General features: G+C 62.2%; 25 protein-coding genes. 10 read left to right on the forward strand and 15 right to left on the reverse strand.

The genetic code is table 11. The features are described from left to right. Positions 1 to 67: 67 nt before the first annotated feature. The 5 genes from IEW00_RS13185 to IEW00_RS13205 form a co-directional block, all read right to left on the reverse strand. Positions 68 to 646 carry a fasciclin domain-containing protein gene (locus IEW00_RS13185; protein ID WP_188514864.1) on the reverse strand — a complete coding sequence of 193 codons (579 nt, stop codon included), beginning with the start codon at positions 644 to 646 and terminating at the stop codon, positions 68 to 70. Positions 647 to 918: 272 nt separating this feature from the next. Next, positions 919 to 2,487 carry a methyl-accepting chemotaxis protein gene (locus IEW00_RS13190; protein ID WP_188514865.1) on the reverse strand — a complete coding sequence of 523 codons (1,569 nt, stop codon included), beginning with the start codon at positions 2,485 to 2,487 and terminating at the stop codon, positions 919 to 921. Positions 2,488 to 3,074: 587 nt separating this feature from the next. Continuing rightward, on the reverse strand, positions 3,075 to 3,797 hold the full coding sequence (locus IEW00_RS13195) for an anti-sigma factor (RefSeq protein ID WP_188514866.1): 723 nt from the start codon (positions 3,795 to 3,797) through the stop codon (positions 3,075 to 3,077). Next, the gene (locus IEW00_RS13200; RefSeq protein ID WP_229737031.1) at positions 3,787 to 4,371 is read right to left on the reverse strand and encodes a sigma-70 family RNA polymerase sigma factor; all 585 of its coding nucleotides are present in this window, start codon (positions 4,369 to 4,371) and stop codon (positions 3,787 to 3,789) included. Before IEW00_RS13200 ends, IEW00_RS13195 begins: the two co-directional genes overlap by 11 nt. Beyond that, positions 4,361 to 5,344 (reverse strand): threonine ammonia-lyase, encoded by a 984-nt coding sequence (locus IEW00_RS13205; protein WP_188514867.1) that lies wholly within the window; start codon positions 5,342 to 5,344, stop codon positions 4,361 to 4,363. The genes IEW00_RS13200 and IEW00_RS13205 overlap by 11 nt, the downstream gene beginning before the upstream one ends. Positions 5,345 to 5,401: 57 nt before the next feature. On the opposite strand from IEW00_RS13205, the gene IEW00_RS13210 reads away from it, so the two are divergent. From IEW00_RS13210 to IEW00_RS13230, 5 genes are all read left to right on the forward strand, one after another. After that, positions 5,402 to 6,607 carry a saccharopine dehydrogenase family protein gene (locus tag IEW00_RS13210; RefSeq protein WP_188514868.1) on the forward strand — a complete coding sequence of 402 codons (1,206 nt, stop codon included), beginning with the start codon at positions 5,402 to 5,404 and terminating at the stop codon, positions 6,605 to 6,607. Between the two features lie 127 nt (positions 6,608 to 6,734). Beyond that, positions 6,735 to 7,907 carry a carboxynorspermidine decarboxylase gene (locus tag IEW00_RS13215; RefSeq protein ID WP_188514869.1) on the forward strand — a complete coding sequence of 391 codons (1,173 nt, stop codon included), beginning with the start codon at positions 6,735 to 6,737 and terminating at the stop codon, positions 7,905 to 7,907. Between the two features lie 130 nt (positions 7,908 to 8,037). Next, the gene (locus IEW00_RS13220; protein WP_188514870.1) at positions 8,038 to 9,231 is read left to right on the forward strand and encodes a type III PLP-dependent enzyme; all 1,194 of its coding nucleotides are present in this window, start codon (positions 8,038 to 8,040) and stop codon (positions 9,229 to 9,231) included. A 77-nt stretch (positions 9,232 to 9,308) separates the two neighbouring features. Then, positions 9,309 to 9,737, forward strand: a complete 429-nt coding sequence (locus tag IEW00_RS13225) for an MAPEG family protein (protein ID WP_188514871.1) — start codon at positions 9,309 to 9,311, stop codon at positions 9,735 to 9,737. 14 nt (positions 9,738 to 9,751) lie between these two features. Beyond that, the gene (locus tag IEW00_RS13230) at positions 9,752 to 10,195 is read left to right on the forward strand and encodes an MAPEG family protein (protein ID WP_188514872.1); all 444 of its coding nucleotides are present in this window, start codon (positions 9,752 to 9,754) and stop codon (positions 10,193 to 10,195) included. 2 nt (positions 10,196 to 10,197) lie between these two features. Here IEW00_RS13230 and IEW00_RS13235 read toward each other — a convergent pair whose 3' ends face one another. Genes IEW00_RS13235 through IEW00_RS13265 form a run of 7 tightly spaced genes read right to left on the reverse strand, consistent with a single transcriptional unit; the run spans position 10,198 to position 18,276 of the window. Continuing rightward, entirely contained in the window at positions 10,198 to 11,403 is a 1,206-nt protein-coding gene (locus IEW00_RS13235; protein WP_229737032.1) for a class I SAM-dependent RNA methyltransferase, read from the reverse strand. Next, entirely contained in the window at positions 11,393 to 12,823 is a 1,431-nt protein-coding gene (locus IEW00_RS13240) for an NAD(P)H-hydrate dehydratase (RefSeq protein ID WP_229737033.1), read from the reverse strand. Before IEW00_RS13240 ends, IEW00_RS13235 begins: the two co-directional genes overlap by 11 nt. Then, positions 12,816 to 13,133, reverse strand: coding sequence for a hypothetical protein (locus tag IEW00_RS13245; protein ID WP_229737034.1), 318 nt, complete (start codon positions 13,131 to 13,133; stop codon positions 12,816 to 12,818). The genes IEW00_RS13240 and IEW00_RS13245 overlap by 8 nt, the downstream gene beginning before the upstream one ends. A 52-nt stretch (positions 13,134 to 13,185) precedes the next feature. Continuing rightward, complete coding sequence (gene ilvD, locus IEW00_RS13250; protein ID WP_188514949.1) at positions 13,186 to 14,907, reverse strand: dihydroxy-acid dehydratase; 1,722 nt, start codon at positions 14,905 to 14,907, stop codon at positions 13,186 to 13,188. Positions 14,908 to 14,951: 44 nt separating this feature from the next. After that, on the reverse strand, positions 14,952 to 15,686 hold the full coding sequence (locus IEW00_RS13255; RefSeq protein WP_188514874.1) for an N-formylglutamate amidohydrolase: 735 nt from the start codon (positions 15,684 to 15,686) through the stop codon (positions 14,952 to 14,954). Beyond that, positions 15,683 to 16,624, reverse strand: coding sequence for a 4-(cytidine 5'-diphospho)-2-C-methyl-D-erythritol kinase (locus IEW00_RS13260; protein ID WP_188514875.1), 942 nt, complete (start codon positions 16,622 to 16,624; stop codon positions 15,683 to 15,685). The genes IEW00_RS13255 and IEW00_RS13260 overlap by 4 nt, the downstream gene beginning before the upstream one ends. After that, positions 16,624 to 18,276: an electron transfer flavoprotein-ubiquinone oxidoreductase gene (locus tag IEW00_RS13265; RefSeq protein ID WP_188514876.1), complete on the reverse strand. Its 1,653-nt coding sequence runs from the start codon at positions 18,274 to 18,276 to the stop codon at positions 16,624 to 16,626. Before IEW00_RS13265 ends, IEW00_RS13260 begins: the two co-directional genes overlap by 1 nt. Positions 18,277 to 18,404: 128 nt before the next feature. Here IEW00_RS13265 and IEW00_RS13270 point away from each other — a divergent pair, with 128 nt between their 5' ends. Genes IEW00_RS13270 through moaB form a run of 3 tightly spaced genes read left to right on the forward strand, consistent with a single transcriptional unit; the run spans position 18,405 to position 21,465 of the window. After that, positions 18,405 to 19,169: a uracil-DNA glycosylase family protein gene (locus tag IEW00_RS13270; protein ID WP_188514877.1), complete on the forward strand. Its 765-nt coding sequence runs from the start codon at positions 18,405 to 18,407 to the stop codon at positions 19,167 to 19,169. A gap of 4 nt (positions 19,170 to 19,173) precedes the next feature. Continuing rightward, positions 19,174 to 20,928: a lytic transglycosylase domain-containing protein gene (locus IEW00_RS13275; RefSeq protein WP_188514878.1), complete on the forward strand. Its 1,755-nt coding sequence runs from the start codon at positions 19,174 to 19,176 to the stop codon at positions 20,926 to 20,928. A gap of 9 nt (positions 20,929 to 20,937) precedes the next feature. Further along, positions 20,938 to 21,465, forward strand: a complete 528-nt coding sequence (moaB, locus tag IEW00_RS13280) for a molybdenum cofactor biosynthesis protein B (RefSeq protein WP_188514879.1) — start codon at positions 20,938 to 20,940, stop codon at positions 21,463 to 21,465. Between the two features lie 3 nt (positions 21,466 to 21,468). Here moaB and IEW00_RS13285 read toward each other — a convergent pair whose 3' ends face one another. Beyond that, the gene (locus IEW00_RS13285) at positions 21,469 to 22,704 is read right to left on the reverse strand and encodes a potassium/proton antiporter (protein ID WP_188514880.1); all 1,236 of its coding nucleotides are present in this window, start codon (positions 22,702 to 22,704) and stop codon (positions 21,469 to 21,471) included. A 127-nt stretch (positions 22,705 to 22,831) separates the two neighbouring features. Between IEW00_RS13285 and IEW00_RS13290 the strand changes: the two genes are divergently transcribed. Continuing rightward, on the forward strand, positions 22,832 to 23,911 hold the full coding sequence (locus tag IEW00_RS13290) for a PA0069 family radical SAM protein (protein ID WP_188514881.1): 1,080 nt from the start codon (positions 22,832 to 22,834) through the stop codon (positions 23,909 to 23,911). Positions 23,912 to 23,916: 5 nt separating this feature from the next. Then, a complete protein-coding gene (locus IEW00_RS13295) occupies positions 23,917 to 24,459 on the forward strand; it encodes a hypothetical protein (RefSeq protein ID WP_188514882.1) in 543 nt (180 codons plus the stop codon). A gap of 308 nt (positions 24,460 to 24,767) precedes the next feature. Here the strand turns inward: IEW00_RS13295 and IEW00_RS13300 are convergent, their stop codons facing one another. Beyond that, complete coding sequence (locus IEW00_RS13300; protein ID WP_188514883.1) at positions 24,768 to 26,081, reverse strand: NAD(P)/FAD-dependent oxidoreductase; 1,314 nt, start codon at positions 26,079 to 26,081, stop codon at positions 24,768 to 24,770. A gap of 92 nt (positions 26,082 to 26,173) precedes the next feature. After that, positions 26,174 to 26,797 carry a TspO/MBR family protein gene (locus IEW00_RS13305; RefSeq protein ID WP_308419338.1) on the reverse strand — a complete coding sequence of 208 codons (624 nt, stop codon included), beginning with the start codon at positions 26,795 to 26,797 and terminating at the stop codon, positions 26,174 to 26,176. Positions 26,798 to 26,839 lie beyond the last annotated feature (42 nt).

The following is a 26,839-nucleotide window of genomic DNA, read 5'->3' on the forward strand; positions in this document are numbered from 1 at the left end:
CCGGACATAAATAGGCCCGCCGGTCTGGGGGGACCGGCGGGCCTGTGGTGCGCTTGAGGCTAAGGGGTTAACCCGGCATCACCACGGTGTCGATCACGTGCACCACACCGTTGCTCTGCATGACATCGGTCTGGGTTACGATCGACGTGCCGCCCTTTGCGTCAGTAAGGACGACATTTTGACCCTGCAGCGAGGCTGTGAGGGTTCCTCCCTGCACGGTCTTGATCACGGCCTTGCCGCCACCCTGCTCGATCAGCGCGACGACATCGGCTGCGGTCACCTTGCCGGCGACGACATGATAGGTCAGGATCGAGGTCAAGGTTGCCTTGTTCTCCGGCTTCACCAGCGTATCGACGGTGCCGGCGGGCAGCTTGGCGAACGCGTCATCCGTCGGGGCAAAGACGGTAAACGGGCCGGGCGAGGCCAGCGTATCGACCAGGCCAGCCGCCTTGACGGCAGCGACCAGAGTCTTGAGATTGGGCGCAGTGCTGGCGTTCTCGACGATGTTCTTGGCCGGGTACATGGCTGCACCACCGACCATCGCATGATCTCCACCCTTGTGATGGTTGGCGAGCGCGGGGCCGGCAAAGGCGAGGGTCGCTGCGGCGGTTGCGGCAAGAAGGCTGGGGGCAAGAGTTTTCAGCATAAGCGGTATCTCCGTGGGTTGTTTCCGTATCCGCCGGGGGAGCGGGATACGGGGGCAGCTACGGTGCGGATGCCAGGCCGGATGCGGCCCTTTTGTTGAGTCGCTGATTTAACCCGCAAATCGATGCGCTCACAATGCAGACGCCGTGGCGCTGGGCACAGAAAAATTCTTGCCTGTACCGCTCTGGTCCCGATTTAATCGCAGCGTGACAACCGGACGTGGCGTTTCAACCCAGTCCGGACTCGTTCGATACCGTTCGACGGTTTGCCGGGTCACACCAACTCGCTTGGCCGGGCCACACCCTCTCGCCTGGCCAGAGCATGGCGCGGATCACCACCGTCGACATCAAACCGAGCAGCGGCGCTGGCCAGGTTGTCCACCTCATGCGTGAGATTGCGGGCAGCAGCTGATGTCTGCTCGACCATCGAAGCGTTTTGCTGGGTGGCGGCGTCCATGGCCGAGACAGCCGATGTGATCTCGCTCATCGCCGTGGATTGGCCCTGATTATCTGACGCCATGCCGCTCAACAAGTCGGTGACCGCTCCAACGTCGCCTGCGATGGCGGCAAAGGCGGTATCGAGCTTGCCCACAGCCTCGACCGCAGTGACGATTTGACTTTGGGTGATGCCAAGCTGATCGCGCGCACGCTTCGCTTCTTCTTCGGCTCGCATCGCAAGGGCACTGACCAGATCGGCGACAACCGCAAAGCCGCGCCCTGCATCGCCGGCACGACCCGCCTCGACCGCGGCATTCATGGCAAGAACGCGGGTTTGGAAGGCGATCTTGTCGAGTCCGGCGATCACGTCGTCGATGCCCTTGGCGCTGCCGCTGACGTCGTCCATGGCATGCATCGCTGTACGCGCTGTAGTACGGCCACTGTCGACCGTCATCATAGCCTGGTCGGCACGCGCGACGGTGTTCTGTGCGGAGGCAGCGGTCGCCTTCAGCCTTCCCTCGATTTGAATGAGCGCGGCGCTGGCTTCCTCGAGGCTTGCAGCGGTGCTTTCGGTACGGCGGGCAAGATCCTCTGACGCTCGGGCGATTTCGCTTGATCCAGATCGAATTTTGGCGGCGCTATCGCTGACCGCGACGACCGTTCCGTGTACGGACGAAACTGCGTCATTATAGTCCCGCTTAAGAAGCGCATAGTCGCTTGGGAAATCTGCGATGATGCGTTCAGTCAAGCTGCCGGCGGCAAGCGCTGTCAAACTCTTGCCCAGGCTTGTGGTGACGGTCTGGACAATCCGGGCCTGCTCGGCGCGCTCTGCAGCCAGCGCCTCGGCCGCTTTTTCGCGTTGGATAGCCTGCGCATCATTGGCATCAACGAGCGCAACGATGCGCTGCGCCACCCAGATGAGGGTGGCCGCTTCAACGACGAGGATGATCGCATGCAGGGCAATCCGCGCCAGGGAACCATCGCCGCTGAACAGCCATTGCGGCATGATCATACCCAGACCAAGATGGTGCGTCGCAACGACGGCTGTCGCCGCGGCCAGCGCCTTCCAGTCACACAGGATCGATGCCGCCGCAAGCAATGCAAAAAACAGCATGTGCAGATCGGTCTGCCAGACAAGCCCCTCGCTGAGGAACAACAGCAGCGCGGGCATCGCAACCACGGTGATGCTCACTGTCATTCGGGCGCTGGCATCGGTGCGGCGCTGGGACACGAGGGCGGCCGGATAGGCAGCAAGCAGGAGCGCCAGTAGGGCTGCTGGCCATTTGTCCGTAACCTGCAAGATAATGACCATGACACATGCGACAGCCGCCAGTGCCGCGATCAGACCAGCGACAAGTCGCATGCCGACATGGCGAAGGCCTTCGAGGCTGAGATCGGTATTCATGAAATGATCCTCGATGGGGAGCTACAGGCGGCGAAGCGGGAGTTCAGAAGCAGAGCGCCATGGGTTAACGCGGCGGAGGTCAGGGCAGAGCGCGTTCCGTACACAATCAGCGACCCTGAATAGGGTCCCGGTGCGACCCACCGCGCCCCGGTCGGAACCACCCATTCCAGCGTTCGCCCCGGGGAAACAGGCAGCAGGGGGAGCACCAACATCGTGCCTTCGGCCGGAGGCACCAACGTCACCGTCGCTGCCGCGCCGACAAGCGCACACTGCAGGATCATGCCCGGTCGTCGGAAGAGGATCGTCAAAAGATTGAGTCCTTACCAAAACCGCGACAGCATATTGCCGTTGCGCGGCCAGCAATGCAGCGATGCAATTCAAGGGTTACAGCTGCATTATAGGTGGCTCCCGACCCACTGGGGCCCAATGGCCCACTTCGGTGTCAGCAGACGAAAGCGACCGGCGCCGTAGCCGGCAATCGCCGATACGGTGCTTTGCGCTCGCAGCCTGTCGGTCAACTACGGATAGCGACGGCTGATCCTGGTGGTCTAGGTCGGGAGCACGCTGCCTTTCAAAAGCAACGCGCGTCAGATCCGCTGCAGTCGGCCCTGCGCAACGGTCGGTGCGCTGGGCCTATCAGGATCGGGCAGGACCTTAGGTTCCATTGTCAGGATCAGTTCACTGACCTGATCGATGTACTGCCGGTGTCCTTCGGCAACCTCGATACGGGTAACGCCGCCGCGCAGCAGGCGCCCAAGCCGGCGCGGCTGGCCATCGGCAGGGACGATCCACAATTCGGGCTCGGTCTCGGTGACGGGCATGCCCTCGACACGCACCAGCATCTCTGCGGTACTGCTGTCGTAGCGCGCGGTCAGCAGCAGGCCGTCGATCGGCCCGGTCAATTGCGCAACGGCAACATCGGGACTGGGCTGCGGCACAGGCCCGGGGTTTTGCGGAGAAGGCCAGACCAGCGCCAGCGCAAGTATCGCAGCGATGGCAGATGCGGCGAACGTCGCCATCTTCCAGCGGCCTTGCGCAGCCGGAAGTGGCGCAACGGTCGTGGGCATCGCAACCGCCGCCTCAGCATCGATCGCCTGATCGATCAGGTCCATCAGACCCTGCGGCGGCGCGATTTCAGCGAAACCATCGTACAGCGGCGCAAGGCGCACACGCCATTCATCCACCTCGGCGGCAAAGCCAGGGTCGGAGAGCACCAGCCGCAAGGCTGCAGCGCGCTCGGTGCCTTCAAGCAGGCCCAGAGCCAATTCGGCCGCCATGGCGGGCCGCTCGGGCATGGCATCACCGCTCACGCGACAGGCACTCCTTCAACTGCATCAGACCGCGGCGGATCCAGCTCTTTACCGTGCCGACCGGCTTGTCCATCGCCTCGGCGATCTCGGGATAGGTCAGGCCCTGATAGAATCCGGCCCTGATTGCGGCCGCCCGCGCCGGTTCAAGTTCGGCCAGGCATGCGAAAATCTGTGCACGTTCGCCCGATTGGGCAAGGTCAGCCGAGGGGTCGGCGGTATCATCGACCAGCGTCTCGCCCAGATCCACGGGCAGCGGATCTTCATATCGCTGGCTTCTACGCCAATCGATCGCGGCATTGCGTGCAATGGCGCACAGCCAGGCGATCGCGCTCGCCTTGGCCGGATCGAACGATCCGGCACGCTGCCACACCTTGAGATACACGTTCTGCAATACGTCCTCCGCCGCGCCCCTGTCGATGCAGATACGGAGGCAAACGCCATGCAGTTTCGCCGAGGTCATTGCGTAGACGATTCGCAATGCCTCGCGGTCCTGCTGGGCAACGCGGATCAGCGCGGCTTGCAGGTCTGCCCTTCGCGATTCGCTGGCGGGGGTCACCGGATGCTCACGAGGCAAGCGCGCGCGAAAACAGCGCCGGATCGACATTGCCACCCGACAGGATGATCAAGGTCCGGTCATCGACCTCGACCTTGCCGGCGAGCACCGCTGCCAGGGCAACCGCTCCGCCGGGCTCGAGCACCAGCCTCAGTCGCTCATGCGCATGCCGCATGGCGTGAAATACCTCCTCATCGGAAACGCTGACCGCATCGGCCTTGCGTTCCTTCAGGATGCTGTAGGTCAGCGGTGACACCAATGGCGTCTGCAGCGCATCGCACACGGTGTCGGGCGCGTTGGCCTCCACCGGCACAATCTTCTTTCCGCGCAGCGAGTTGCCCATGTCATCCCAGCCATCGGGTTCGACGACGGTAATCCGGGCGCCGGGCATCGCGAGCGCAATCCCTGCAGCCAGCCCGCCGCCGCCGCAGCAACTCACTACCCGGTGCGGATGGATACCGGCTTGAGCGATGATCTGGACCATCGCCTCGAGCCCGGTGCTGCCCTGCCCTTCGATCACCCACGGATCGTCGAAACTGGGAACCACAACCGCGCCGGTCTCCGCCGCAATCCGGTCGGCAATCGCTACGCGGTCTTCGCTGCGACGATCATACAGGATGACCTCGGCGCCATAGCCGCGGGTCGATTCGATTTTGCGCTTGGGTGCGTCGGCGGGCATGACGATGATCGCCCGCACGCCCAGCCTTTTCGCCGCCCATGCGACCCCTTGTGCGTGATTGCCGCTCGAAAACGCAACCACCCCTCGCGCCCGCTCCTCCTCGGTCAGGTCCGACAGCCGGTGCCAGGCCCCGCGAATCTTGAACGAACCTATCGGCTGCAGGCACTCGGCCTTGCACCACAAGGTCACGCCCTCATATTTGAGCGGCATCAGCGGCGTCGGCGGAAGAATCGCCGATATCTTCTTTGCAGCGCGCTCGATGCCTTCTCGGCTGGGTTTCCGGTCGGGAGAAAGGGGATCACTTGGTTCTGTCATGCAGAGCCTCTATATGCACCCGCTGACAGCAATTCCAGCAATAAGGGAAAACGGACTTTGGGCAAGATTCTGGTGATCGGTGCAGGCGGCGTGGGTTCGGTCGCGGTGCACAAGATGGCGATGAATGCGGATATCTTCAGCGAGATCACGCTGGCGAGCCGCCGCGTGGCCAAGTGCGACGCGATCGCCGAATCGGTGCTGGCTCGTACAGGCGTGACAATCGCGACGGCCGAGGTCGATGCCGACGACGTCGATGCGACGTCTGCCCTGATCGAACGCGTCAAGCCAGACCTCGTCTGCAACCTCGCCTTGCCCTACCAGGATCTCAACATCATGGACGCCTGCCTGCGCACCGGCGTGCATTACATGGACACCGCCAATTATGAGCCGCGCGACGAGGCGAAGTTCGAATATGGCTGGCAATGGGCCTATCACGACCGCTTCAAGGAAGCAGGTCTGATGGCGCTGCTGGGATCGGGCTTCGATCCTGGCGTGACCAGCGTGTTCGCGAGCTATATCAAGAAGCACCTGCTCGACCGGATCGATACGCTCGACATCCTAGATTGCAACGGTGGTGACCACGGCCAGCATTTCGCCACCAACTTCAATCCCGAAATCAACATCCGCGAAGTGACCGCGCCCTCGCGGCACTGGGCGGATGGGCAATGGGTCGAAGGCCCCGCGCTCAGCCACAAGCAGACCTTCGATTTCGAGGCCGTCGGCGAGAAGAACATGTACCTCATGTACCATGAGGAACTCGAATCGCTGGCCAAGCACTACCCCGAGATCAAGCGCATCCGCTTCTGGATGACTTTTGGAGATGCATACCTCAAGCATTTGGAAGTATTGCAGAATGTCGGCATGACCCGGATCGATCCGGTGATGTACGAAGGCCGCGAGATCATTCCGCTGCAGTTCCTCAAGGCCGTGCTTCCCGAGCCGTCATCGCTGGGCGAGACCACCAAGGGCAAGACCAATATCGGCGACATCGCCACCGGCTCGAAGGATGGCCAGGACAAGACGGTGTATGTCTACAACATCTGCGATCACGAGGAGGCCTATGCCGAAACCGGCAACCAGGCGGTAAGCTACACCACCGGCGTTCCCGCGATGATCGGCGCGGCGATGATCCTCACGGGCAAATGGACCGGACAAGGCGTGTTCAACATGGAGCAGTTCGATCCCGATCCGTACATGGACATGCTCAACAAGCATGGCCTGCCCTGGCAGGTGAAGGAATTGGACGCTCCGCTGGCGTTTTGAGCCCTTAGACCTTTCCCCTTGAGCGGAGAGGGTTGGGCGAGGGGCTCCCCCACAAGAACCATTGGGTCGGCGAGAGCAAATCCCCCTCTCACCGGCCCTCTCCCCTCAAGGGGAGAGGGAGTAAATTATGGAAACCAAGGCTGGCGATCCCGGAGCGTTCCGGCATTTCGATCTGAATCGCGTACCCTCGCCTGCATTCGTCGTCGACGAGGCTGCGGTGCGCCGCAATCTGGCGATCCTGGCCAATGTCCGCGACCGGGCAGGCATCAAGATGCTGGCGGCGCTCAAGGCGTTCTCGTTCTGGCGGCTTGGCGATGTCGTCAGCGATTATCTCGATGGCACCTGCTCGTCAGGCCTGTGGGAAGCGCGGATGGCGTCGGAATATTACCGGGGCGAGGTTGCGACCTATTGTGCCGGGTACAAGGCCGACGATCTGCGCGAAATCCTGACGCTCTCCGACCATGTCATCTTCAACAGTCCCGGCCAGATCGCCCGATTCGCGCCGCTGATCGAAGAAGCGCGCAGCAATGGGCAGCAGTTCGATATCGGTCTGCGGATCAACCCGGCGCTGCCGCTGGGTGAGACACCGAAGTACGACCCCAGCCAGCCCCACAGCCGGTTGGGCCATCCGATCGACCAGCTTCGTCCCGAGCATCTCGAGGGTGTCTCGGGGATCCACTTCCACTCCTTGTGCGAACAGGACCTGCTGCCGCTGCAGGAGATTTGGGCCAAGCTCGAACCATTGCTCGAACCCTATTTCAAACAATTGAAATGGCTGAATTTTGGCGGTGGCCATCATATCACCCGCGCCGATTATCAGCGCGACGAACTGGTCGAATTCCTGATCGCGGTGAAAGCCCGCACCGGGTGCGAAATCTATCTCGAGCCGGGCGAAGCGGTCGCGCTCGATGCGGGCATCCTGATCGGCGAGCTGCTCGACGTGTTCGACAACGGCATGAAGGTCGGCATCACCGATATCTCGGCCACCTGCCACATGCCCGATGTGATCGAAGCGCCGTACCGCCCAGCGATGCTCGGTGAACGGCCCGACGCTGAATCAATCCGGCTCGGCGGGCCCTCGTGCCTCGCCGGCGACATCATCGGCGATTACGGCCTGCCCGGACCGATGGAGCCGGGAGAGCGCTTCGCGTTTCTCGATCAGGCCCATTATTCGATGGTAAAAACCAATACTTTCAACGGGGTACCACTGCCGTCCATCTGGTTGTGGAACAGTGCGGATGACAGCCTCAAGGAAATCCGATCGTTCGGATATGAGACATTTCGCGACCGATTAGGGTAAAAAACTGCGTATTTTTCCGCTTTACATCCCAGCACTCGCGCCCTATCTACGCGGTCCGCTGCCCCAGGGGGACTTCCAATAACCGCAAGGCAGCCTTGTCGTTTTATCTGTTTTTTGGGGGTCCCTTGAGTTGCACAATTTCCTTGATGCGCTGGAGCTGATTAAGGCTCTGACACCGGCACAGCCGGTTACGCTGGATCGACCGCAAGCGGCAACGCGCGCGGCTCGGTTCTTCGTTGATCGTTTTCCCGGCAAATCGCTTTATGCGGTCAAGGCGAATCCTTCGCCTGATCTGCTGCGCGTGCTGTGGAATGCGGGTATCACCCATTACGACGTCGCTTCGATAGCCGAAGTGCGCCTGGTTGCCGAGACGCTTCCGGATGCGACCTTGTGTTTCATGCACCCGGTCAAGACTCCCGAAGCGATCGCTGAGGCCTACACCACTTATGGTGTCCGGGTGTTCTCGCTCGACTGCCGCGAAGAGCTAGACAAGATCGTCGAAGCCACCGGTGCGCCCGAAGATTTGACGCTGTGCGTCCGTCTGCGGGTCTCTTCGGAACACTCCGAGCTCAGCCTCGCATCGAAGTTCGGCACCGAACTGACCGAAGCGCGCGATCTGCTGATGGCGACCCGCCAGGCCGCAGACAGCCTTGGCATCTGCTTCCATGTCGGCAGCCAGGCGATGAGCCCGCACGCATATGTCCAGGCACTCGACCGCGTCCGCGCGGCGATCGTCGATGCGTCGGTCACCGTCGATGTCATCGATGTCGGTGGCGGATTCCCGTCGGCCTATCCCGGCATGCAGCCCCCGCCGCTGGAAGACTATTTCGCGATCATCGAGCGCACGTTCGAAAGCCTGCCGATCAGCTATTCGGCTGAGCTGTGGTGCGAGCCCGGTCGCGCGCTGTGCGCCGAGTACAACTCGATCGTTGTGCGCGTCGACCGGCGTCGCGGGGACGAACTCTACATCAACGATGGTGCCTATGGCGCACTGTTCGATGCCGCGCATATCGGCTGGCGCTTCCCCGTCCGCTATCTGGGCGACACCCGCAGCAGCACGATGGCCGATTTCGCGTTCTTCGGCCCGACCTGTGACGACATCGATTACATGGCGGGCCCCTTCCCGCTGCCTGCCGATATCAAGGCCGGCGACTATATCGAGATCGGCATGATCGGTGCCTATGGCGCCGCCATGCGGACCGCGTTCAACGGCTTTGGCGTAAGTGAACACTTCACTGTCGCCGACGAGCCGATGCAGTCGATGTACACCGGCGAGGCCCGCCCGCATTGGCGCGCCGACAATGTGGTCAGCATCAACCGCTGATCGCAGATACGTTGCGATTGACAATCTATTTGGACTGACGCAGTTTCCGCCCCTATTCGCAGGGGAGGGAACTGCCGATGTCCGCCAACATACTCACGCCAGCCGCGGTGCTGGTGCTCTGGTCGCTTGTCATGCTGTTCTGGATGGCGGGCGCACGCCTTCCCCAGGCCAAGAAAATGGGGGTCGACATCTCCAAGGCAGTGGGTGGTCGCGGCAGCGATCTGGATCCGGCGATGCCGCCGCAGGTCGCGTGGAAATCCCATAATTACGCGCACTTGATGGAACAGCCTACCATCTTTTATGCGACCATAGCTATCCTTTCGATCGCCGGCGCGGGGACCGATCCGATCAACGTCGCTTTGGCTTGGGGCTATGCGCTGATCCGGGTCATCCACAGCATCTGGCAGGCTACGGTCAACAAGGTGCAGACCCGCTTTCTGCTGTTCCTTGCCTCGTCCTTGTGCCTGATCGTGCTCGCGGTCCGCGCATTGCTCGCGACGCTTTAACAGGGGGAATCACCATGCCGAACGCCATACTGCAACCCGTCGTCATTATGCTTGCCTGGACCATGGTTATCTGGCTGTGGATGTACATCACCCGCATTCCTGCCATGCAGAAAGCCAAGATCGATGTCGCCAATCTCAAAGGCGGCACCGGCAAGGATCTCGACACGGTTCTGCCTGCCGAAATCCAGTGGAAAGCGCACAATTACAACCACCTGTTGGCTGAACCGACAATCTTTTATGCCGTGTGCATCGTGCTAGCAATCATCGGCCATGGCGACGGCATGAACCTGGTGGTGGCATGGCTGTACGTCGCGCTCCGGATCGCACACAGCCTGGTGCAGGTCACCGTCAACCGGGTTGCAATCCGCTTCCTGTTGTTTGCCGCATCCAGCCTGTGCCTGATGGTGCTGATCTTCCACGCCGCGATCCCGGTGTTCGACCTGCATCTGCACGGCTGACCTCAATCGGGACGGACGAACAGGCTGGCCAGCTCCACATGGGTTGACCAACGGAATTGCCCCACCGGCCAAATGGTGCGCAGATCAAAGCCGCTGTCGCACAACAGCCGGGCATCACGAGCAAAGGTCGCCGGGTTGCAGCTTACGTAGCACAATCGCTTCAGGCTCGATCTGGCGATGGCGGCTACCTGGGCTTCGGCACCGGCGCGGGGCGGATCGAGCACCAGCCCGTCGAACCTGTTCAGCATGTCGGGCTGGAGCGGATTGCGGAACAGATCGCGATGATCGGCAAACACTGCGAGCTGGCGTGCGTTGGCCGCCTGGGTGAGCGCCAGCACCGGGTCACGCGCGGCTTCGGCAGCATAGACCTTGCGCCCCGGCTCGCTGAGGTGAAACGCAAAGCTGCCGAGCCCGCAGAAGAGGTCTGCCACCATCCGGCATCCGCTCAACGCCTCCCGAGCAGCCGCCGCCAGCTTCGCCTCGCCATCCATCGTCGCCTGCAGGAAGCTGGCATGCGGAAAGCGCACTGCGACATCACCGAAGCCCACCGTCACCGGCACTGGCTCATACTGCGTTTCGGGGCCATAGCCCTGATCGATCGACAGGCGTGCCAGGCCCTGCGACTCGGCAAAGGTCGACAGCAGTTCGTGTTCGCCAAGGCTGGCAGGTTCAAGCCCGGTGATCAGAACGTCGACGCCCTGATCGATCTCGGCAAGCTCGACCTGCCCTGCAAGCTTGGGTTTTGGCCATTTTGCGATGAGCCCGCGCACCGCCGTCATGACGTCAAACAGTCGTGGCGTCATGATTTCGCAGGTACGGATATTCACCAGATCATGGCTGCCCTGCCCTGCAAAACCCAGTGTCACGGCCGATTTCTGGCGGGTGTAGCGCAGGCTTGCTCGGCGGCGGCTGCGCGGTGGCGACAGATGCACCGGGCGGACATCGTCCACATCGATGCCCTTGGCCAGCAACGGTCCGGTGACGCGTTCGCGCACGAAATCGGCAAGGGCGACGTCATCGAGGTGCTGCAGGCTGCAGCCGCCGCACGTGCCGAAGTGCGGACATGGCGGTGTGGCGTGGTGCGGACCGGGGATGACGGTGCCTTCAGACGTCAGGGTATCTCCCGGGGCGGCCCCTGCAGCGTGGCGTCCCGTTGCGGTGACACCATCGCCGCGCGCGGCCACCCGCACGATCAGATCATCGGTCAAGACAGGACTCCACAGCCAGCGGCAGCGTCTTGGCGAGTTGTCCTGCCGTGAAGGCAGGGCCCGCATAGCGTGCCGCGCGGTCCTGCAGCCAGACCGCCTCGGCGACCGCATGCAATGCCACGCCGTGATTGGCAAGCCGTGCGGTGATGCATCCCGCCAAGACGTCGCCGGTTCCTGCCACCGACAGCCAGCTGCAGCGCCGGTCCGCGATGATCACGCGTCCATCGGGCGCGGCGATCACGCTGTCGGCGCCCTTGTAGAGCACGCAGGCGCGCAAGGCCTTGGCGAGACGGGCCGTGCGAGACGCCTTGTTGGGCGCGTCTGTCGCAACGCTGACAGCCTCAGACAACGCGGTGAACTCGCCGTGGTGCGGGGTGAGCGCAACCGGGGCTGTACGGTTCGCCAAGCCCTCGCGGCGATTGCCCAGCAAATGCAACGCATCGGCGTCCAGTACCAGCGGATGCGCACACGCCATCGCGGCATCAACCAAGGCCTCGGCATCAGCGCCGCGTCCAAGACCCGGCCCCACCAGCACCGCCCCGATGCGCGGATCTGCCAGCGCCGCTGACACCGCTTCAGGTTCGTCCGCGCGCTGCCAGACGATGTCGGCAGGTAGTCCCGCTGGAGCATCTCCCACCCCGAGGATCTTCACGTAACCAGCTCCCGTCCCCTGAGCCGCTCTCGCAGCCAGCAGAGCCGCACCCACCATTGCCCCTGCGACCACCACCACTAGGCCCCTGCGGTACTTGTGCGACTGGGCATCGGGCGGAGCGATGGAAGGCTTGCTGATCTGAGTGACCGCGCCATCAGGGACGTCGACACCGATATCAATCAGGCTGACCGCCCCACACGCGCTGGCCACCGGCTCGAGCAAGTGCGCGTATTTGAACGCGCCCAACGCCAGCACATGATCGAAATGAAGCGGGTCGTTGAGCCAGATCGCCTGGTCAGCGTCTGCACCGCTGGGCAGATCGACCGCGAAGCTGCGGCTTGCCTTCTTGATCAGCGACGAAAACACACGCCACACCGCGTCGTCGATCGAGCGGGTCAATCCGCTGCCGAACAGGCAGTCGACCACCTGCGGGTGCGCGTTCGCATCGGCCAAAGCGATCACTTCACCCTGATACCGGGCCCCTGCGTGACGCGCGGCATCGGTACGCGGTTCGGTCAAGGCGGCAACGGTAACCGGGACGCCCTTCTGACCCAAAAACTGTGCGAGTACATAACCATCCCCGCCGTTGTTACCAGGCCCGCACAGTACAAGCGTGGGCGTGTTGCCACCAAGCCGCCAGATCATCTCCCCCGCAGCCTCGCCAGCGCGCCGCATCAGTGCATCGACCGAGACGCCGGTATCAAAGACCGCCTGCTCGGCCGCGACCATTTGTGCGACCGTCAGGACGGGGGCGTTCGTGTCAGCCACCGCCAATCCCGGGCTTCACCGTTGCGGGCAACCGGTAGCGATCGCCGCCCACCGAAAGCTGGATCCGGCCATCGGACAGCGGGGTTACCACCGCCTCTTCGGATCCATCCGCAGAAACAAGCCCGCGACCGTCGCTGACGATTTCGAATCGGCGAAATCCGCCATCGGGATGCCGCATGACCAGTTCACGCCTGTCGCCATTCTGGACCCGCTCGGCATCGCACTGCTCGGTAAACTCGGTCTCGTCGCCGAGTGCGCACGCGATGCGGTTCTCTTCGCCCCCAGTGAGCGAGTCGGATTCAGATGACACGTTACCCGAGCATCCCGCCAAAATGACGGTCGCAATGAGCAGCGAAAAAGGATCAGATGTCCGCATAAACATGTCGCTCCGCCTTGGCGCCGGGATGCGTGAGCGCACCCTTGCTCGCAGGTCCCACATTCTGGGCGTAGCGCCACAGCGCACCCGATTGATAATCGTTGGTGCGCGGCTGCCAGGCCTTGCGTCGTTCGGCCAGGACAGCGTCCTCGACCAGCAGGTCGATCGTACCCGCCTCGGCATCAATCGCGATGATGTCGCCATCTTCAACCAGAGCGATCGGGCCGCCATCGGCTGCTTCAGGCCCGACATGGCCGATACAGAAGCCGCGCGTCCCGCCCGAGAAGCGTCCGTCGGTGATCAATGCGACGCTCTCGCCCATGCCCTGGCCATACAGCGCGGCGGTGGTCGACAGCATCTCGCGCATTCCGGGGCCGCCCTTGGGTCCTTCATAGCGGATGACGATGACCGAGCCTTCCTTGATCTGCCGTGCCTCGACCGCCGCAAAGCAGTCTTCCTCACAATCGAACACCTGCGCCGGGCCGGTGAACTGCAGCCGCGCCATCCCGGCAACCTTGACGATCGCGCCATCGGGAGCCAGCGACCCCTTCAGCCCGACGACGCCCCCGGTGGGGCTGAGCGGCGTCTTGACGTCATAGATGACCTTCTGGTCAGGGTTCCAGGTCACCTCGTCGATGTTCTCGCCCAGAGTCTTGCCGGTCACGGTCATGCAGTTGCCATGCAGCAGACCGTTCGCAAGCATCGTCTTCATCAGCATGTAGACGCCGCCCGCTTCATGCATGTCCTTGGCGACATACCGGCCGCCGGGCTTGAGATCGGCGATATATGGCGTCGACTTGAACATTTCGGCGACGTCGAACAGGTCGAACTCGATCCCTGCTTCGCTCGCCATCGCCGGGAGATGCAGCGCACCATTGGTCGAGCCACCGGTGGCCGCGACAACTCTTGCAGCGTTTTCAAAAGCTTCACGGGTACAGATGTCACGCGGCCTGATGTTGCGCGCGAGCAGCTCCATCACCTGGGCGCCTGCTGCCGTCGCGATTTCCGCGCGGGTCTGGTAGGGTGCGGGCACCATGTTGCTGTTGGGCAGCGAAAGCCCGATCGCCTCGCCAACACAGGCCATGGTGTTGGCGGTAAACTGGCCGCCACATGCGCCGTGCCCGGGGCAAGCGACCTTCTCGAGCGCGATCAGATCCTTGAGCGGACAGTTGCCTGCCGCATGCTGGCCGACCGCCTCAAACACATCGACGACGGTGACATCCTTGCCGCCGTAATGGCCGGGTAGGATCGATCCGCCATAAACGAAGATCGACGGCACGTTGAGACGGAGCATCGCCATCATCATTCCAGGCAGCGATTTGTCGCACCCGGCAAAACCGACCAACGCATCGTAGCAATGTCCGCGGACCGACAGCTCGACCGAATCTGCGATAACCTCACGGCTGACCAATGAGCTTTTCATGCCTTGGTGACCCATCGCGATGCCGTCGGTGACGGTGATGGTGTTGAACCGGCGCGGCATACCGCCCGCTGCATTGACGCCATCGCGGCAGACATCGGCCTGTGCATTCAAGGTGGTGTTGCACGGCGCGCTGTCGTTGCCCGCGCTGGCGATCCCGACGAAGGGCCGTGCGATCTCTTCCTCGGTCAACCCCATGGCGTAATAATAGCTGCGGTGCGGCGCGCGTTCCGGTCCGACCGAGACGTGGCGGCTGGGCAGTTTCGACTTATCGAACGAATGTGTCATCATGAGGCCTTTCTTTGGTGGCGCTCTTTCCAAAATCGCAGCCGTTACGCAAGTCTGTTGCTGCAGGCGAGCAAAACGGGCGCGAGCAGAGTCATCATCCGCTGCGCGCCCGCATCATCTCCGACAAGATCCTGTCGCATCTCGACCCCCAGATAGGGTATCCCGCGCGCCTCGCCGTGCAGGTTCATCGTCGCATTGAGCACGGTGCCCGAATAGGGCAGCTGATCACCGACCAACAGTCCCGTGCCGTTCAGCATCTCGATGGCAATCTGTGCGGCGCGATCATCCTTGTTGTAGAGGATACCCACGTCCCAGGGGCGCTGCTCCGCAGGTCGGGAAGCCAGCCGCGGTGTGAAGCTGTGCAGTGACAGGATAAAAGGGCGTTCGATCGCATCGAGCGTGCAACTCACTGCGGCGTGGTAAGGCCGGTGATACCGCGCGAGCCGTGCTTCGGCATCGACTTCCATATTGCCGGGTATCGAAACGCCGTCACTGATCGTCGGGATCAGGCCTGGTGCATCCTCCTCACGGTTGAAGTCGATTACCAGCCGCGACACGTTGGCGAGCACTGCGCCGCAGCCCAATGATGCGCACAGCGCGCGGGTGACGCTCGCTACACCGATATCGATCGCGATGTGTTTTTCGAGGTCCTGAGGGCCGATGCCGAGATTGATCCTGTCGGGCACCTGGTTGCTGGCATGGTCGGCGACGATCAGGATGTTTGCGCCTGCCGCTGCAGGCTGATGCCCAATGATCTCATAAGGCAAGAAGCCGTTCATCGCAGTGATCCACACATCGTCCACCAATCGGGATATGCGCGCGCGATGGCACGCTGGGCCGCTTCAGCGGCAGCGGTCGTCTCGAACAGGGCGAAACAGGTCGCCCCGCTCCCCGACATCCGTGCGAGTTCGACACCGGACTGGATCGCCAGCACATCGAGCACTGCACCAATTTCAGGCATCAGTACGCGCGCCGAAGGTTCGAGGTCATTTCGCCCCTCGGTGATAATCGCTCGCAGGCTGGAACTGTCCAGCGCGCCGCGGTCATACTGGTCCCAGCCCTTGAACACCGGCGCCGTGCCCAACGGAACGCCCGGGTTGACCAGCAGGATGGGCGCACTCGACAGACCGGCGAGTTCGAGCGGCTGCAACGCCTCGCCGCGACCTTCTACCCGGAGTGTCCGGCTGATCACGCACGCCGGGATGTCGGATCCCAGGCTCTCTGCAATCACGCACAAAGCCGAATCGTCGAGGCGGCAGTCCCAAAGCCTGTTGAGCAGCCGCAGCGCAGCCGCAGCATCGGCCGACCCACCGCCAATTCCCGAAGCGACCGGAAGGTTCTTGGTGAGGTAAAGGCTGGCGCCCCAATGCGGCAGGGGATCTTGCGACCCCCCTTCCGAGTTTCCGAGCGAAGTCGAGGGACAGACGCAGTGGGCAAGTTCGAGCGCAGCGCGAAGCACCAGATTGCTCGGCCCGTCATCCAACCCAGCCGCAAATGGCCCGTCGATCTTCAGCGTCAGCGCGCCATCATCTCGCCGCTCGGCCCGCAAGACATCGCCGTCATCGACAAAAGCAAACAGGCTCTCGATTGCATGATAGCCATCCTCGCGCCGCCGCCGGACATGCAGCGCGAGGTTGACCTTGGCAAAGGCGGTTTCAATCAGCACGGAGGTCCCGTCGCTCAAATCCTCCCCGGCGAGGGGAGGATTTTGTGGCATCACATGTTCGGATAGTTGGGCCCGCCGCCGCCTTCAGGCACCACCCAGTTGATGTTCTGGCTCATTTCCTTGATGTCGCAGGTCTTGCAATGGACGCAATTCTGCGCGTTGATCTGGAAGCGGGGGTTGCCCTCTTCCTCGCCGACGATCTCGTAAACCCCGGCGGGGCAATACCGCTGCGCCGGCTCGTCGTACAACGGCAGGTTGTACGTCACCGGCAGCGATTCATCCTTGAGCTTCAGATGGACCGGCTGGTCCTCCTCGTGGTTGGTGTTCGACAGGAACACCGACGACAGCCGGTCGAAGGTGATGACACCATCGGGCTTGGGATAATCGATCGGCTTGTAGAGGTCAGCACGGCCCATGTGCTTGTAATCGGGATCGTGCTTCATCGTGAACGGCAGACCGATACCCAGGTTGCGCATCCACATATCGATGCCGCCCAGGACTGTCCCCATCGTGCCGCCGAACTTGTCGACGCAAGGCTCGACATTCTTGACCAGCTTCAGCTCCTCGGCGATCCAGCTGTTGTTGAGGTTTTCCTGATAGTCCACCAGTTCATCCGAGCTGCGATCGGCCTGGATAGCGCGGAAAGCGCTTTCAGCGGCCAGCATCCCCGATTTCATGGCGGTGTGGCTGCCCTTGATGCGGGGCACGTTGACGAAGCCCGCGCTGCATCCGATCAGAGCACCACCCGGGAACGCCAGTTTGGGCACCGACTGCCAGCCACCCTCGTTGATCGCGCGCGCGCCGTACGAAACGCGCTTGCCGCCTTCGAGGATTGCGCGGATTTCGGGATGCAGCTTCCATCGCTGAAATTCGTGGAACGGCGAAAGATGCGGGTTCTGATAGGACAATGCGACGACGAAGCCCAAGGCCACCTGCCCGTTGGCCTGATGATACAGAAAACCACCGCCCCAGGCATCATCGAGCGGCCAGCCCTGGGTGTGGATCACCCGGCCCGGGACATGCTTCTTGGGATCGATGTCCCACAGTTCCTTAAGGCCAATACCATAAGTTTGCGGCTCGCAATTGGCCTCAAGATCGAACTGACGCTTGAGGATCTTGGTCAGGTGTCCGCGCGCGCCCTCGGCGAAGAAGGTGTACCGTGCATGCAGTTCGAGCCCGGGAGTGTAATCCGCCTTGTGCTCGCCATCCTTGCCGACGCCCATGTCGCCGGTGGCGACCCCCTTGATCGAGCCATCTTCGTTGTACAGGATCTCGGCAGCGGCAAAGCCCGGGAAAATCTGAACTTCGAGCTCTTCGGCCTTTTCGGCGAGCCAGCGACACATATTGCCAAGGCTGCCGGTATAGGTGCCCTTGTTGTGCATGAAGCCTGGCGTCGTGATGTGCGGGATCGCGAATTTCGACGTCTTGCTGAGCACCCAGTGGTGGTTTTCGGTCACCGGGGTATCGGCCATCGGGCAGCCCTGCTCGCGCCAGTCGGGGATAAGTTCATCGAGCGCGCGCGGATCGACCACCGCGCCCGACAGGATATGCGCGCCGACTTCAGAACCTTTCTCGATCACGCAGACTTCGATTTCCGCGTTGTTCTCCGCCGCCAGCTGTTTGAGCCGGATCGCCGCAGCAAGGCCAGCAGGGCCTGCGCCGACAATCACGACGTCAAAAGGCATGGATTCGCGTTCACTCATTATTCGTTCCCCGTTGCTCAGGACCAGTCCTATGCCATATGGGTAGCCTGCATGGATCTGTCCAATCACTCCAATAGCCCCGCGCGTGCCAAGTCAACCCGCTTTGGCGTCGTATGGTGCTGGCTGCGATGAACAGCGACATCAAGCTGGCGCAGAGTCTTGTCGACTGGTGGCAGATTGCCGGAGTCACATGGGACTTCCACGACACCCCCAACGACTGGTTAGCGGATGATCCGTTGCCAGCCGCGCGAAGCACAGGCGTGCCGCGGTCGGATATGCCGGCCCAGCCCAAGCCTTTGCTACCCGCCGCTACGGTTGCCAAGGTTGCGCCACCTCCTGTCGCCGAACTGATACTGCCCGAGGACCTTGCCGCATTTCAGCAAGCATGGCGCGAAGGTACGCTGGGATTGGATGGCGGTGACGGCGTGTATCTTGCACCGTCCGGACCAAAGCGGCCCAGACTGATGGTCGTCACCGCCTCACCCGAGCGCGATGACCGCGAAACCGTATTGTCCGGAATTGCCGGAACGCTGATCGACAATATCGCGCGTGCTGCCGGGTTCGCGCCGGACAGCATCTATCGCGGATCGTTCTTTCCCCGCCTGGTGCTCGACAGCCGCGCGGCGGCCGAACATGTCGATCACTGGCGGCGCATCACGCTCCACCATATCGGCCTGGTCAAGCCCGAAATGCTCGTGGTTGCAGGCGGAGAGACCGCCAGAGCGCTGCTAGGCCACGATCCATCGCAAAAGCCACCCATTTTACATTTTCTTAACCATGGTGGCCGGACAATCAAGGTCATCGTCATGCGCAAACCCGGCCTGATGCTCCATCGCATCGTGCAGGAAAAGGCTATGGCCTGGCAAAGCTGGCAATTGCTGCTTGTGGAGTAGAACGTTGATCAAGAAATCATTCCTGATCGCCACTGCGGCGTTAGCGACAGTTAGCCAGCCTGCGCTGGCCGAAACCTCATCATACAGCTATTTCTCGAGCCGGGTTGCCAGGACCGATGTCCCAGATCAGCTCTCGTCGGCTGACCGACAGTATTACACCGAAGTGTTCAGCGCGATCCGTGGCCAGAACTGGGCGCGCGCCAGCGAGCTGTTGGACAGCCGCGACAAAGGCCTGCTCCATGATATCGCCCGCGCCGAGTTGTTTCTTGCCGCCAATTCACCTCGTGTCGAAATGGGCCCCCTGCTCAGCCTGCTGAACAGCGCGCCCGAACTGCCGCACGCCGAACGCCTGGCCGGGCTTGCCACCAAGCGTGGCGCGACGATCCTTCCCGATCGGCCGATGACCGTCCGGATGGCGAGCTTTGCGGGGGTAACCCGGCGGGGCAAGCCGCGCAGCGTGTCCGATGGCACCGTGCCCCCCGCGCTTGCCGCGACGATCCAGGAGCGGATCGTTGCCGATGATCCAGTGGGCGCCGCCACTGCGCTGAACGATTATACCGACCCGTTAAGCGTCCATGCCCGCACCGAACTCCAGCAGCGTGTGGCGTGGTCGTATTACATCGAAAATCGCGATGAAGAGGCGCTGGCGCTGGCACAGGCCGCTGCCAGCGGTGCCGGCGACTGGGTGGGCGAGGCCCATTGGACTGCGGGACTGGCTGGCTGGCGGCTGGGCAATTGTCCAGCCGCGTTGCAGGGTTTTGAAGGCGCTGCAGCCAGTGCGTGGAACGAGGAACTGCGCGCGGCGGGATATTATTGGGCCTCTCGCGCCGCGACCCGCTGCCGCCGGCCCGATCTGGTCCAAGCCAATTTGCGCGCTGCCAGCCAGTATGGCGAGACGCTGTATGGCGTGCTTGCGGGCGAACAACTTGGCATGAGTGCACGGGCTGTCCATGCGCCCGATTTCACCGATACCGACTGGAAGCGGCTCAAGGATCGCCAGAATGTCCGCCGCGCGATCGCGCTCGGCCAGATCGGCGAATCGACATTGGCCGATCAGGTGCTTCGCCACGAAGCCCAGATTGCAGGCGACAGCGCGCATGAACCGCTGCTGCGGCTGGCGCGGGATCTTTCGATGCCGCAGACCCAGATGTGGCTGGCGCACAACGGACCGCAAGGCAGCCGTCCAGACAGCTTTGCGCGCTTCCCCTCACCGCGCTGGGTTCCGCTCGATGGCTGGCGGGTCGATCCGGCGCTGGTCTATGCGCACACCCTGCAGGAATCGAACTTCCGCAGCGATGCGCGCAGCCCCGCCGATGCCCGCGGGCTGATGCAGGTTCGCCCCGGTACCGCGCAGGATATGGCGCGCGCTCGTGGCCAGGCACTCGATGCCAGCGCGCTCTATCAACCCACGATCAACCTCGAATATGGCCAGCGTTACCTCGAGTTCCTCCGCGACCGGCCCGAAACGCAGGGGCTGCTTCCCAAGATCATCGCCGCTTACAACGCCGGGCCGCTGCCGGTCAGCCGCTGGAACTCAAAGGTCAAGGATGGCGGCGATCCGCTGCTGTTCATCGAATCGATCCCTTATTGGGAAACCCGCGCCTATGTCGGGATCATCCTGCGCAACTACTGGATGTACGAAAAACAGGCAGGCGTGCCCTCCAAAAGTGCGCAAGGGCTGGCACAGGGAATGTGGCCGCGTTTCCCGAATGCGAGTGGAATCGAGCTCGTGCGGGTCGGCACGACCTACAACAATTAGAACCTGATCATGCCAATCGATGAAACCCGGGCGTTCAAACCCATCAACATCGCGCTGTTGACGATATCGGACACGCGCACTGCCGCCGATGATACGTCCGGCGATCTTCTCGCCGGTCTGATCAAGGCCAAGGGTCACAGGCTGATCACTCGCGCGATCGAGCGTGATGATGTCGGCGCGCTGGTTAGCCGGCTCAACAACTGGATCGATGATACGCAGATCGACGCGATCATCTCCACCGGCGGAACAGGCCTGACCGGACGCGACATCACCCCCGAAGCGCTCGACCGGGTGAAGGAAAAGGACATTCCGGGTTTCGGAGAGCTTTTCCGCTGGCTCAGCTACCAGACCATCGGCACCAGCACGGTGCAGTCGCGCGCCTGCGCGGTGCTGTCGCGCGGGACCTATATCTTCGCGCTGCCCGGGTCGAACGGCGCGGTCAAGGATGGCTGGAACGGAATCCTTAACGAGCAGCTCGACAGCCGCAACCGACCCTGCAATTTCATCGAACTGATGCCCAGGTTGCGCGAAAAGTAGGCGCTACAGCGGCTGCCTCCTGGCCAGCAGCGCTGATCTGGGCTTGTCATCGGCGCCTATGCCCAATCGCTTGGCCACCCACTTCATGCTCGGTCCCTGAATAACGCTCGACAGCAGCACCACGAAAAACACGATGTTGAAGATCGTGAACGCCCCGGGCACGCCCGCAACCATCGGGAACGTCGCGAGCACGATCGGCACCGCACCGCGCAGCCCCGCCCAGGACACGAACAATTTGGCGCGCCAATCGAGCGAACGAAACGGCGCGAGGCAGATGAACACACTGACCGGGCGCGCAACCAGCATCAGCACGAAGGTGATGCCAAGCCCCGGAACGATTACGTCGACCAGGTTGGTTGGTGCAACCAGCAGCCCCAGCGTCAGGAACATCACGACCTGCCCAAGCCAGGCGAGCCCGTCCTGAAAGGTCGAGATGATCCGCCGCGCCGCATAGCTGCGGTTGCCCGCAACCAGCCCTGCGATATACGCTGCCAGAAACCCGTTGCCGCCGATCAGTTCGGCCAGACCATAAGCGATCAAGGCAGCCGCGATCGAGATCACGAACGCAAGACCGCTGCTGCGATAATGCTTGCGCTTGAGGAGCTCGGGCAAAAGCCAGCCGATACCAAGTCCGACGGCCACGCCCATCGCCATCTGCCCGGCAAAGTCGGGCAGCAGTCCCAGCGCCGACGCGCCCGGTTGCGCTATGAACAGCAATGCCGCGCCGACCATGAAGATCGCCATCGGATCGTTGGTCCCCGATTCAAGCTCAATCAGCGCGGGAACATCGCCCTCAAGATCGAGCCCGGTCGAACGCAGGATCGCGAACACTGCCGCAGCATCGGTCGATGCGACGACCGAGCCGAGCAAAAACCCTTGAAACCAGCTGAACTTGAGCAGCAGCACCGCCGCCGATGCGGTGATCAGCGCGCTGATCAGCACCCCGAACGTCGCCAGCACCAAGGCGGGCCGCACCATCCGCTTCACCGCCTGCCAGCTGGTATCCATGCCGCCGGAAAACAGGATGAAGATAAGGCACGCCACGCCGACGCCCTGGGTCAGCTGGTAATCGCTGAACTCGATCGCACCGGGCCCATCGACCCCGGCCAGCATCCCCAGTCCCAGAAAACCGATCAGCGCAGGCAAGCCGAATCGGCTTGTCAGCGTGCCTGCAATGACCGTGGTCAGCAACAGGGTGCCGATCACCAGCAGCGCGATGGGGAGAGGAACGTTGAGCATCCCGCGCTCAAAGCATTTGGGGCGCGGGTTGGCAAGGCCAGGTCTGTGCAAGGTGGCTGCAATCAGTCTGACCCGCGCCATTCAGCCGCCGGTTGCAATTGTTCTTGTTTTGTTTCATTGTCGCTGAATGGCAACTCCCCCGTCCCCCAAAGGCCGTGGCGCTCCCGACAACCTGGAATCAAAGCGGTTCCGGCTGCCCGAACGCCAGGCCGACGGCGATTGGCTCGATGCCATACGCGACATCGACGACGGCCCTCCCCCGCTCCGGACCACCGTAACGATCGAACACCCACGCTCGATCCTGTCGCGCAACACCTCGCCCGATCTGCCGTTCGACCAGTCGGTCAATGCCTATCGCGGCTGTGAACATGGTTGCATCTACTGCTATGCGCGGCCCACGCATGCATGGCTCGACCTGTCGCCAGGACTGGATTTCGAAAGCCGGCTGTTCGCCAAGCCCGACGCGGCGAAGCTGCTGCGCGCAACGCTGCGCAAGCCCGGCTATGTCCCCAAGGTCATCGCACTGGGAACCAACACCGATCCGTATCAACCGATCGAAGCGGACTATCGCATCACCCGGTCGATCCTCGAGGTGTGTCTTGAGGCGCGCAATCCGGTGGCGATTACAACGAAATCGGACCGGGTGCTGGCGGATATCGACCTGCTGGCCGAAATGGCGCGGCACGATCTGGTCGCGATCGCGCTATCGGTGACCACGCTCGACGGCGCTATCGCGCGCACGCTCGAACCCCGCGCCGCCGCCCCGCGCAAACGGCTGGCGGCGATCAGGGCTTTGTCTGCGCGCGGTATTCCGGTGCACATGAACGTCTCGCCGGTGATCCCGGCCATCACCGATCACGAGATCGAGGCGGTTGTCGCCGCAGGTGCCGAGGCCGGTGCGCTGTCGGCCTCGTTCATCCCGGTCCGCCTGCCGCTCGAGGTCGCGACGTTGTTCCGCACATGGCTCGAGGCACATTTCCCTGACCGCGCAAGCAAGGTGATGAGCATCATCCAGGACATGCGCGGCGGGCGCGACAACGACCCCGATTTTGGCTCAAGAATGCGCGGGACCGGCCCCTGGGCCGAACTGATCCGCACCCGCTTCCGCATCGCCCTGAAACGCGCGGGGCTGAACCGGCATGCGTGGAAGCTGTCGGTCGAGGGGTTCCGCGCGCCTGCGGACGGGATGCAGGGGGTGTTGTTTTAGCGAAAATGGGTTGGAAAGATGCCGGTTTTTGGGTTTTGCCGCTGTGCGCAGTAATGGGTGACCTTGGCTGGAATGGCGACGATATTGAAATTTTAGGAAACAATGGATATCAGCAATCCATGTTCGATGAGGCACCCTGCGCAAAGTTAGCGATTATAAGTGCGCTAAGCGTTGGGCTAATTTCTGCAGCACCGCCACCGAAGGCACCCGGAAACGGCGTTCTTTGCCTCGGCACATTCATATACTTCGTCGAGAAGACCGGGACGCAATGCCGCGCGGGGGAAGACCCTGAATTCCAAGCCAGAGTTGCTAGCTATGCCCGCAGATTCGATGACTATATAGTCCGCAACTCAGGCGGCGATCCAGCGGCCCTTGCGAAGTTCAAACAAAGTCAGAATTTAACTAGCGAAGATCAAGATTATTTATGCAAGGGCGATGTCGCCCGCAGCTACGATATCTTCAAAGCCAACAGTGCAGACGCGCTCGATAGTGCTGTAGACGAGCTTCTAGCACGCGATGGCCCGCCTAGCTTTGGTGATTGTGTATAGGCGCCGTAAATGTCCGATATGGGGTCGTTTCCTGAACAAAGACTTTTGTTTGGAGACGCTCCAAAAACCCCAACATCCGCTCAGCCTGAGCCTGTCGAAGGCCGCGCGCTATGGTGTGCCTCGCCGAGCAGCACCGTGTTCCGGCAAACGCCGGAAGCCAGGGAGGGTGCAGCGCGATCTGGCTCTTGGGCTCCGGCTTTCGCCGGAGAACGGTTGGATGACGTGGCCGGGTTGGAGCGGAGCCTCGACAAGCTCAGGCTGAGCGGGCGTGGCCGAGGCAAGGGCACGAGGGTGGCCCCGCCCCCTCCTCAATGCAGCTTCAGCTTCGGCCGCACGATCTGGTTTACATGGCCGATCACGATCAGCGAGATGCCACGGACCCAGCCGTGGATCGCGATCAGGTGCATCCGATAGAGCGATTGATAGGCCCAGCGGGCCAGTCGTCCCTCCACCGCCATGCGCCCGCCGACAAGGTTGCCCATCAGGCTGCCCACGGTCGAAAAGCGGCTGAGCGACACCAGCGAGCCGTGGTCCTTGTAGACGAAATCCTTGAGCGGCTTGCCCATCTGAATCCGGCAGAGATTATCGAAGATGTGGCTCGCCATCTGGTGCGCGGATTGCGCGCGTGGGGGAACAGGACGCTCCTCGCCCGGCAGGATGCACGATGCACAGTCGCCCAGGGCGAAGATCGTATCGTCCATCGTCGTCTGCAGCGTCGGCTTCACTACGAACTGGCTCAATCTGTTGAGCTCGAGATCGCCCATCTCGCTGACGCCGTCCGCGCCCTTGACCCCGGCTGCCCAGACGATGAGATCGGCGGGGATCACCTCGCCCTGCTTGGTTTCGACCGAATGCTCGCAGACGCTGACGACCTGCGTATTCTCGCGGACGCTCACCCCCAGTTGCTCGAGCTCGTGGCGCGCGATTCCGGCGAGTTCGGTGTCGATCTGCGGCAGGATCCGTGGACCTGCCTCGACCAGAGTCACCTCCAGCTTGGCCTCGTCGAAGACCTCGAGCCCGTAATTGCGCAGCGCCTTGGCGGCATTGTAGAGTTCGGCGGAAAGCTCGACCCCGGTCGCACCGCCGCCGATTATGCAGATGCGGACGCGGGCATCGGGATTGCCGGTGTTGTGCTCATGATTGGCACGCAGGCAAGCATTGAGCAGGCGCTGGCGGAAGCTGTCGGCCTGCGCGCGGTGCTCGAGAAACTGCGCGTGTTCGCGCACGCCCGGAGTACCGAAATCGTTCGAGACGCCGCCAAATGCCAGCACCAGATAATCATAGCGAATCCGATGCCGCCCGATCACTTCTTTACCTTGATCATCGATCAGTGGTGAGGTGGTGATGTGCTTGGTCGCGCGGTCGATGCTTTCAAGCGTGCCATTGAAGAAGCGATAGCCCCAGCGCACCGCATGGCCGCCATAGCCGACCTCGTCGAGATTGGCGTCGAGCGACCCTGCGGCAACTTCGTGCAGCAGCGGCTTCCAGATATGGGTCTGATTGCGATCGACCAGGATGATGTCGTGCTTGTCGCGACCGTACTTGCTGCCCAGCCTGCGAACCAATTCAAGTCCACCTGCTCCGCCGCCGACAACCACTATCTGCGTCTTCTGATCGGTCATGTTACCCCCTGAACAGTGTCAAGCTGAGTTAACACACTTTATACGTAGACCAAGCGTTTTGGGGCAAACCCTTCTGGTCGTCCTGGTTCAAATCAAGAAGATGCCGCAGTACCGAAGGGTCGGTTCAACTGGACGATCTTGGCGTTCAGGATTGCAGCAAAGCTCACCCAAACGAGATACGGCACGATAAGCCAGCTTGCGAGTACCGAATACGGGCGCAGCCAGATGCACATCGCAAAGACCGACGACCACAGGAACACCACCTCGATCTGTGCCCAGTCAGGCCGATGCAGTTTGAAGAACAGCGGCGACCACAAAAAATGAAACACGAAGTTCGCCGCATACAGCGCGATGATGATCGCGCGATCGGAGTCGGTTGCAGCGCCGTTCCAGGCGAGCACCAAGGCCCACGCAGCGAGCCCCAGAATGATCGTCCATGCCGGGCCAAACAGCCAGTCGGGCGGTTGCCAGCTCGGTTTCTTCAGGTTTTTGTACCACGAGCCGATCTCGGTCAGCAGACCGCCGGCTCCGCCCAAAATGACGGCCCAGGCGATGGCGGCGATGACTGGAGGGCTGAACATGACCCGACAATGGGGAGCTATGCTGCAATGCGCAATGGCGGAAATCGGCAATTTCCCGTTATTCGCTTGCCGGTGTTGGGCCATGCTGCTGAAATGGCGACAGTTCTTGCCATCAATAAGGGGTGCCTTTTCCATGTTACCGTATCGCAACTCTATTACCGCGTGCCTTGCTACAGT

It is taken from the genome of Blastomonas aquatica (assembly GCF_014639875.1).
Taxonomy (GTDB): domain Bacteria; phylum Pseudomonadota; class Alphaproteobacteria; order Sphingomonadales; family Sphingomonadaceae; genus Blastomonas; species Blastomonas aquatica.

Bases quoted from the DNA above. Each gene is read 5' to 3' on its own strand.
- IEW00_RS13260 (WP_188514875.1), bottom strand. From the start codon at position 16,624: ATGCCACAAAATCCTCCCCTCGCCGGGGAGGATTTGAGCGACGGGACC.
- IEW00_RS13290 (WP_188514881.1), top strand. From the start codon at position 22,832: ATGGCAACTCCCCCGTCCCCCAAAGGCCGTGGCGCTCCCGACAACCTG.
- IEW00_RS13205 (WP_188514867.1), bottom strand. From the start codon at position 5,344: ATGACAGAACCAAGTGATCCCCTTTCTCCCGACCGGAAACCCAGCCGA.
- IEW00_RS13295 (WP_188514882.1), top strand. From the start codon at position 23,917: ATGGGTTGGAAAGATGCCGGTTTTTGGGTTTTGCCGCTGTGCGCAGTA.
- IEW00_RS13270 (WP_188514877.1), top strand. From the start codon at position 18,405: ATGAACAGCGACATCAAGCTGGCGCAGAGTCTTGTCGACTGGTGGCAG.
- IEW00_RS13190 (WP_188514865.1), bottom strand. From the start codon at position 2,487: ATGAATACCGATCTCAGCCTCGAAGGCCTTCGCCATGTCGGCATGCGA.
- moaB (WP_188514879.1), top strand. From the start codon at position 20,938: ATGCCAATCGATGAAACCCGGGCGTTCAAACCCATCAACATCGCGCTG.
- IEW00_RS13255 (WP_188514874.1), bottom strand. From the start codon at position 15,686: ATGAACGGCTTCTTGCCTTATGAGATCATTGGGCATCAGCCTGCAGCG.
- IEW00_RS13265 (WP_188514876.1), bottom strand. From the start codon at position 18,276: ATGAGTGAACGCGAATCCATGCCTTTTGACGTCGTGATTGTCGGCGCA.
- IEW00_RS13285 (WP_188514880.1), bottom strand. From the start codon at position 22,704: ATGCTCAACGTTCCTCTCCCCATCGCGCTGCTGGTGATCGGCACCCTG.
- IEW00_RS13215 (WP_188514869.1), top strand. From the start codon at position 6,735: ATGGAAACCAAGGCTGGCGATCCCGGAGCGTTCCGGCATTTCGATCTG.
- IEW00_RS13305 (WP_308419338.1), bottom strand. From the start codon at position 26,797: ATGGAAAAGGCACCCCTTATTGATGGCAAGAACTGTCGCCATTTCAGC.
- IEW00_RS13225 (WP_188514871.1), top strand. From the start codon at position 9,309: ATGTCCGCCAACATACTCACGCCAGCCGCGGTGCTGGTGCTCTGGTCG.
- IEW00_RS13185 (WP_188514864.1), bottom strand. From the start codon at position 646: ATGCTGAAAACTCTTGCCCCCAGCCTTCTTGCCGCAACCGCCGCAGCG.
- ilvD (WP_188514949.1), bottom strand. From the start codon at position 14,907: ATGACACATTCGTTCGATAAGTCGAAACTGCCCAGCCGCCACGTCTCG.
- IEW00_RS13300 (WP_188514883.1), bottom strand. From the start codon at position 26,081: ATGACCGATCAGAAGACGCAGATAGTGGTTGTCGGCGGCGGAGCAGGT.
- IEW00_RS13230 (WP_188514872.1), top strand. From the start codon at position 9,752: ATGCCGAACGCCATACTGCAACCCGTCGTCATTATGCTTGCCTGGACC.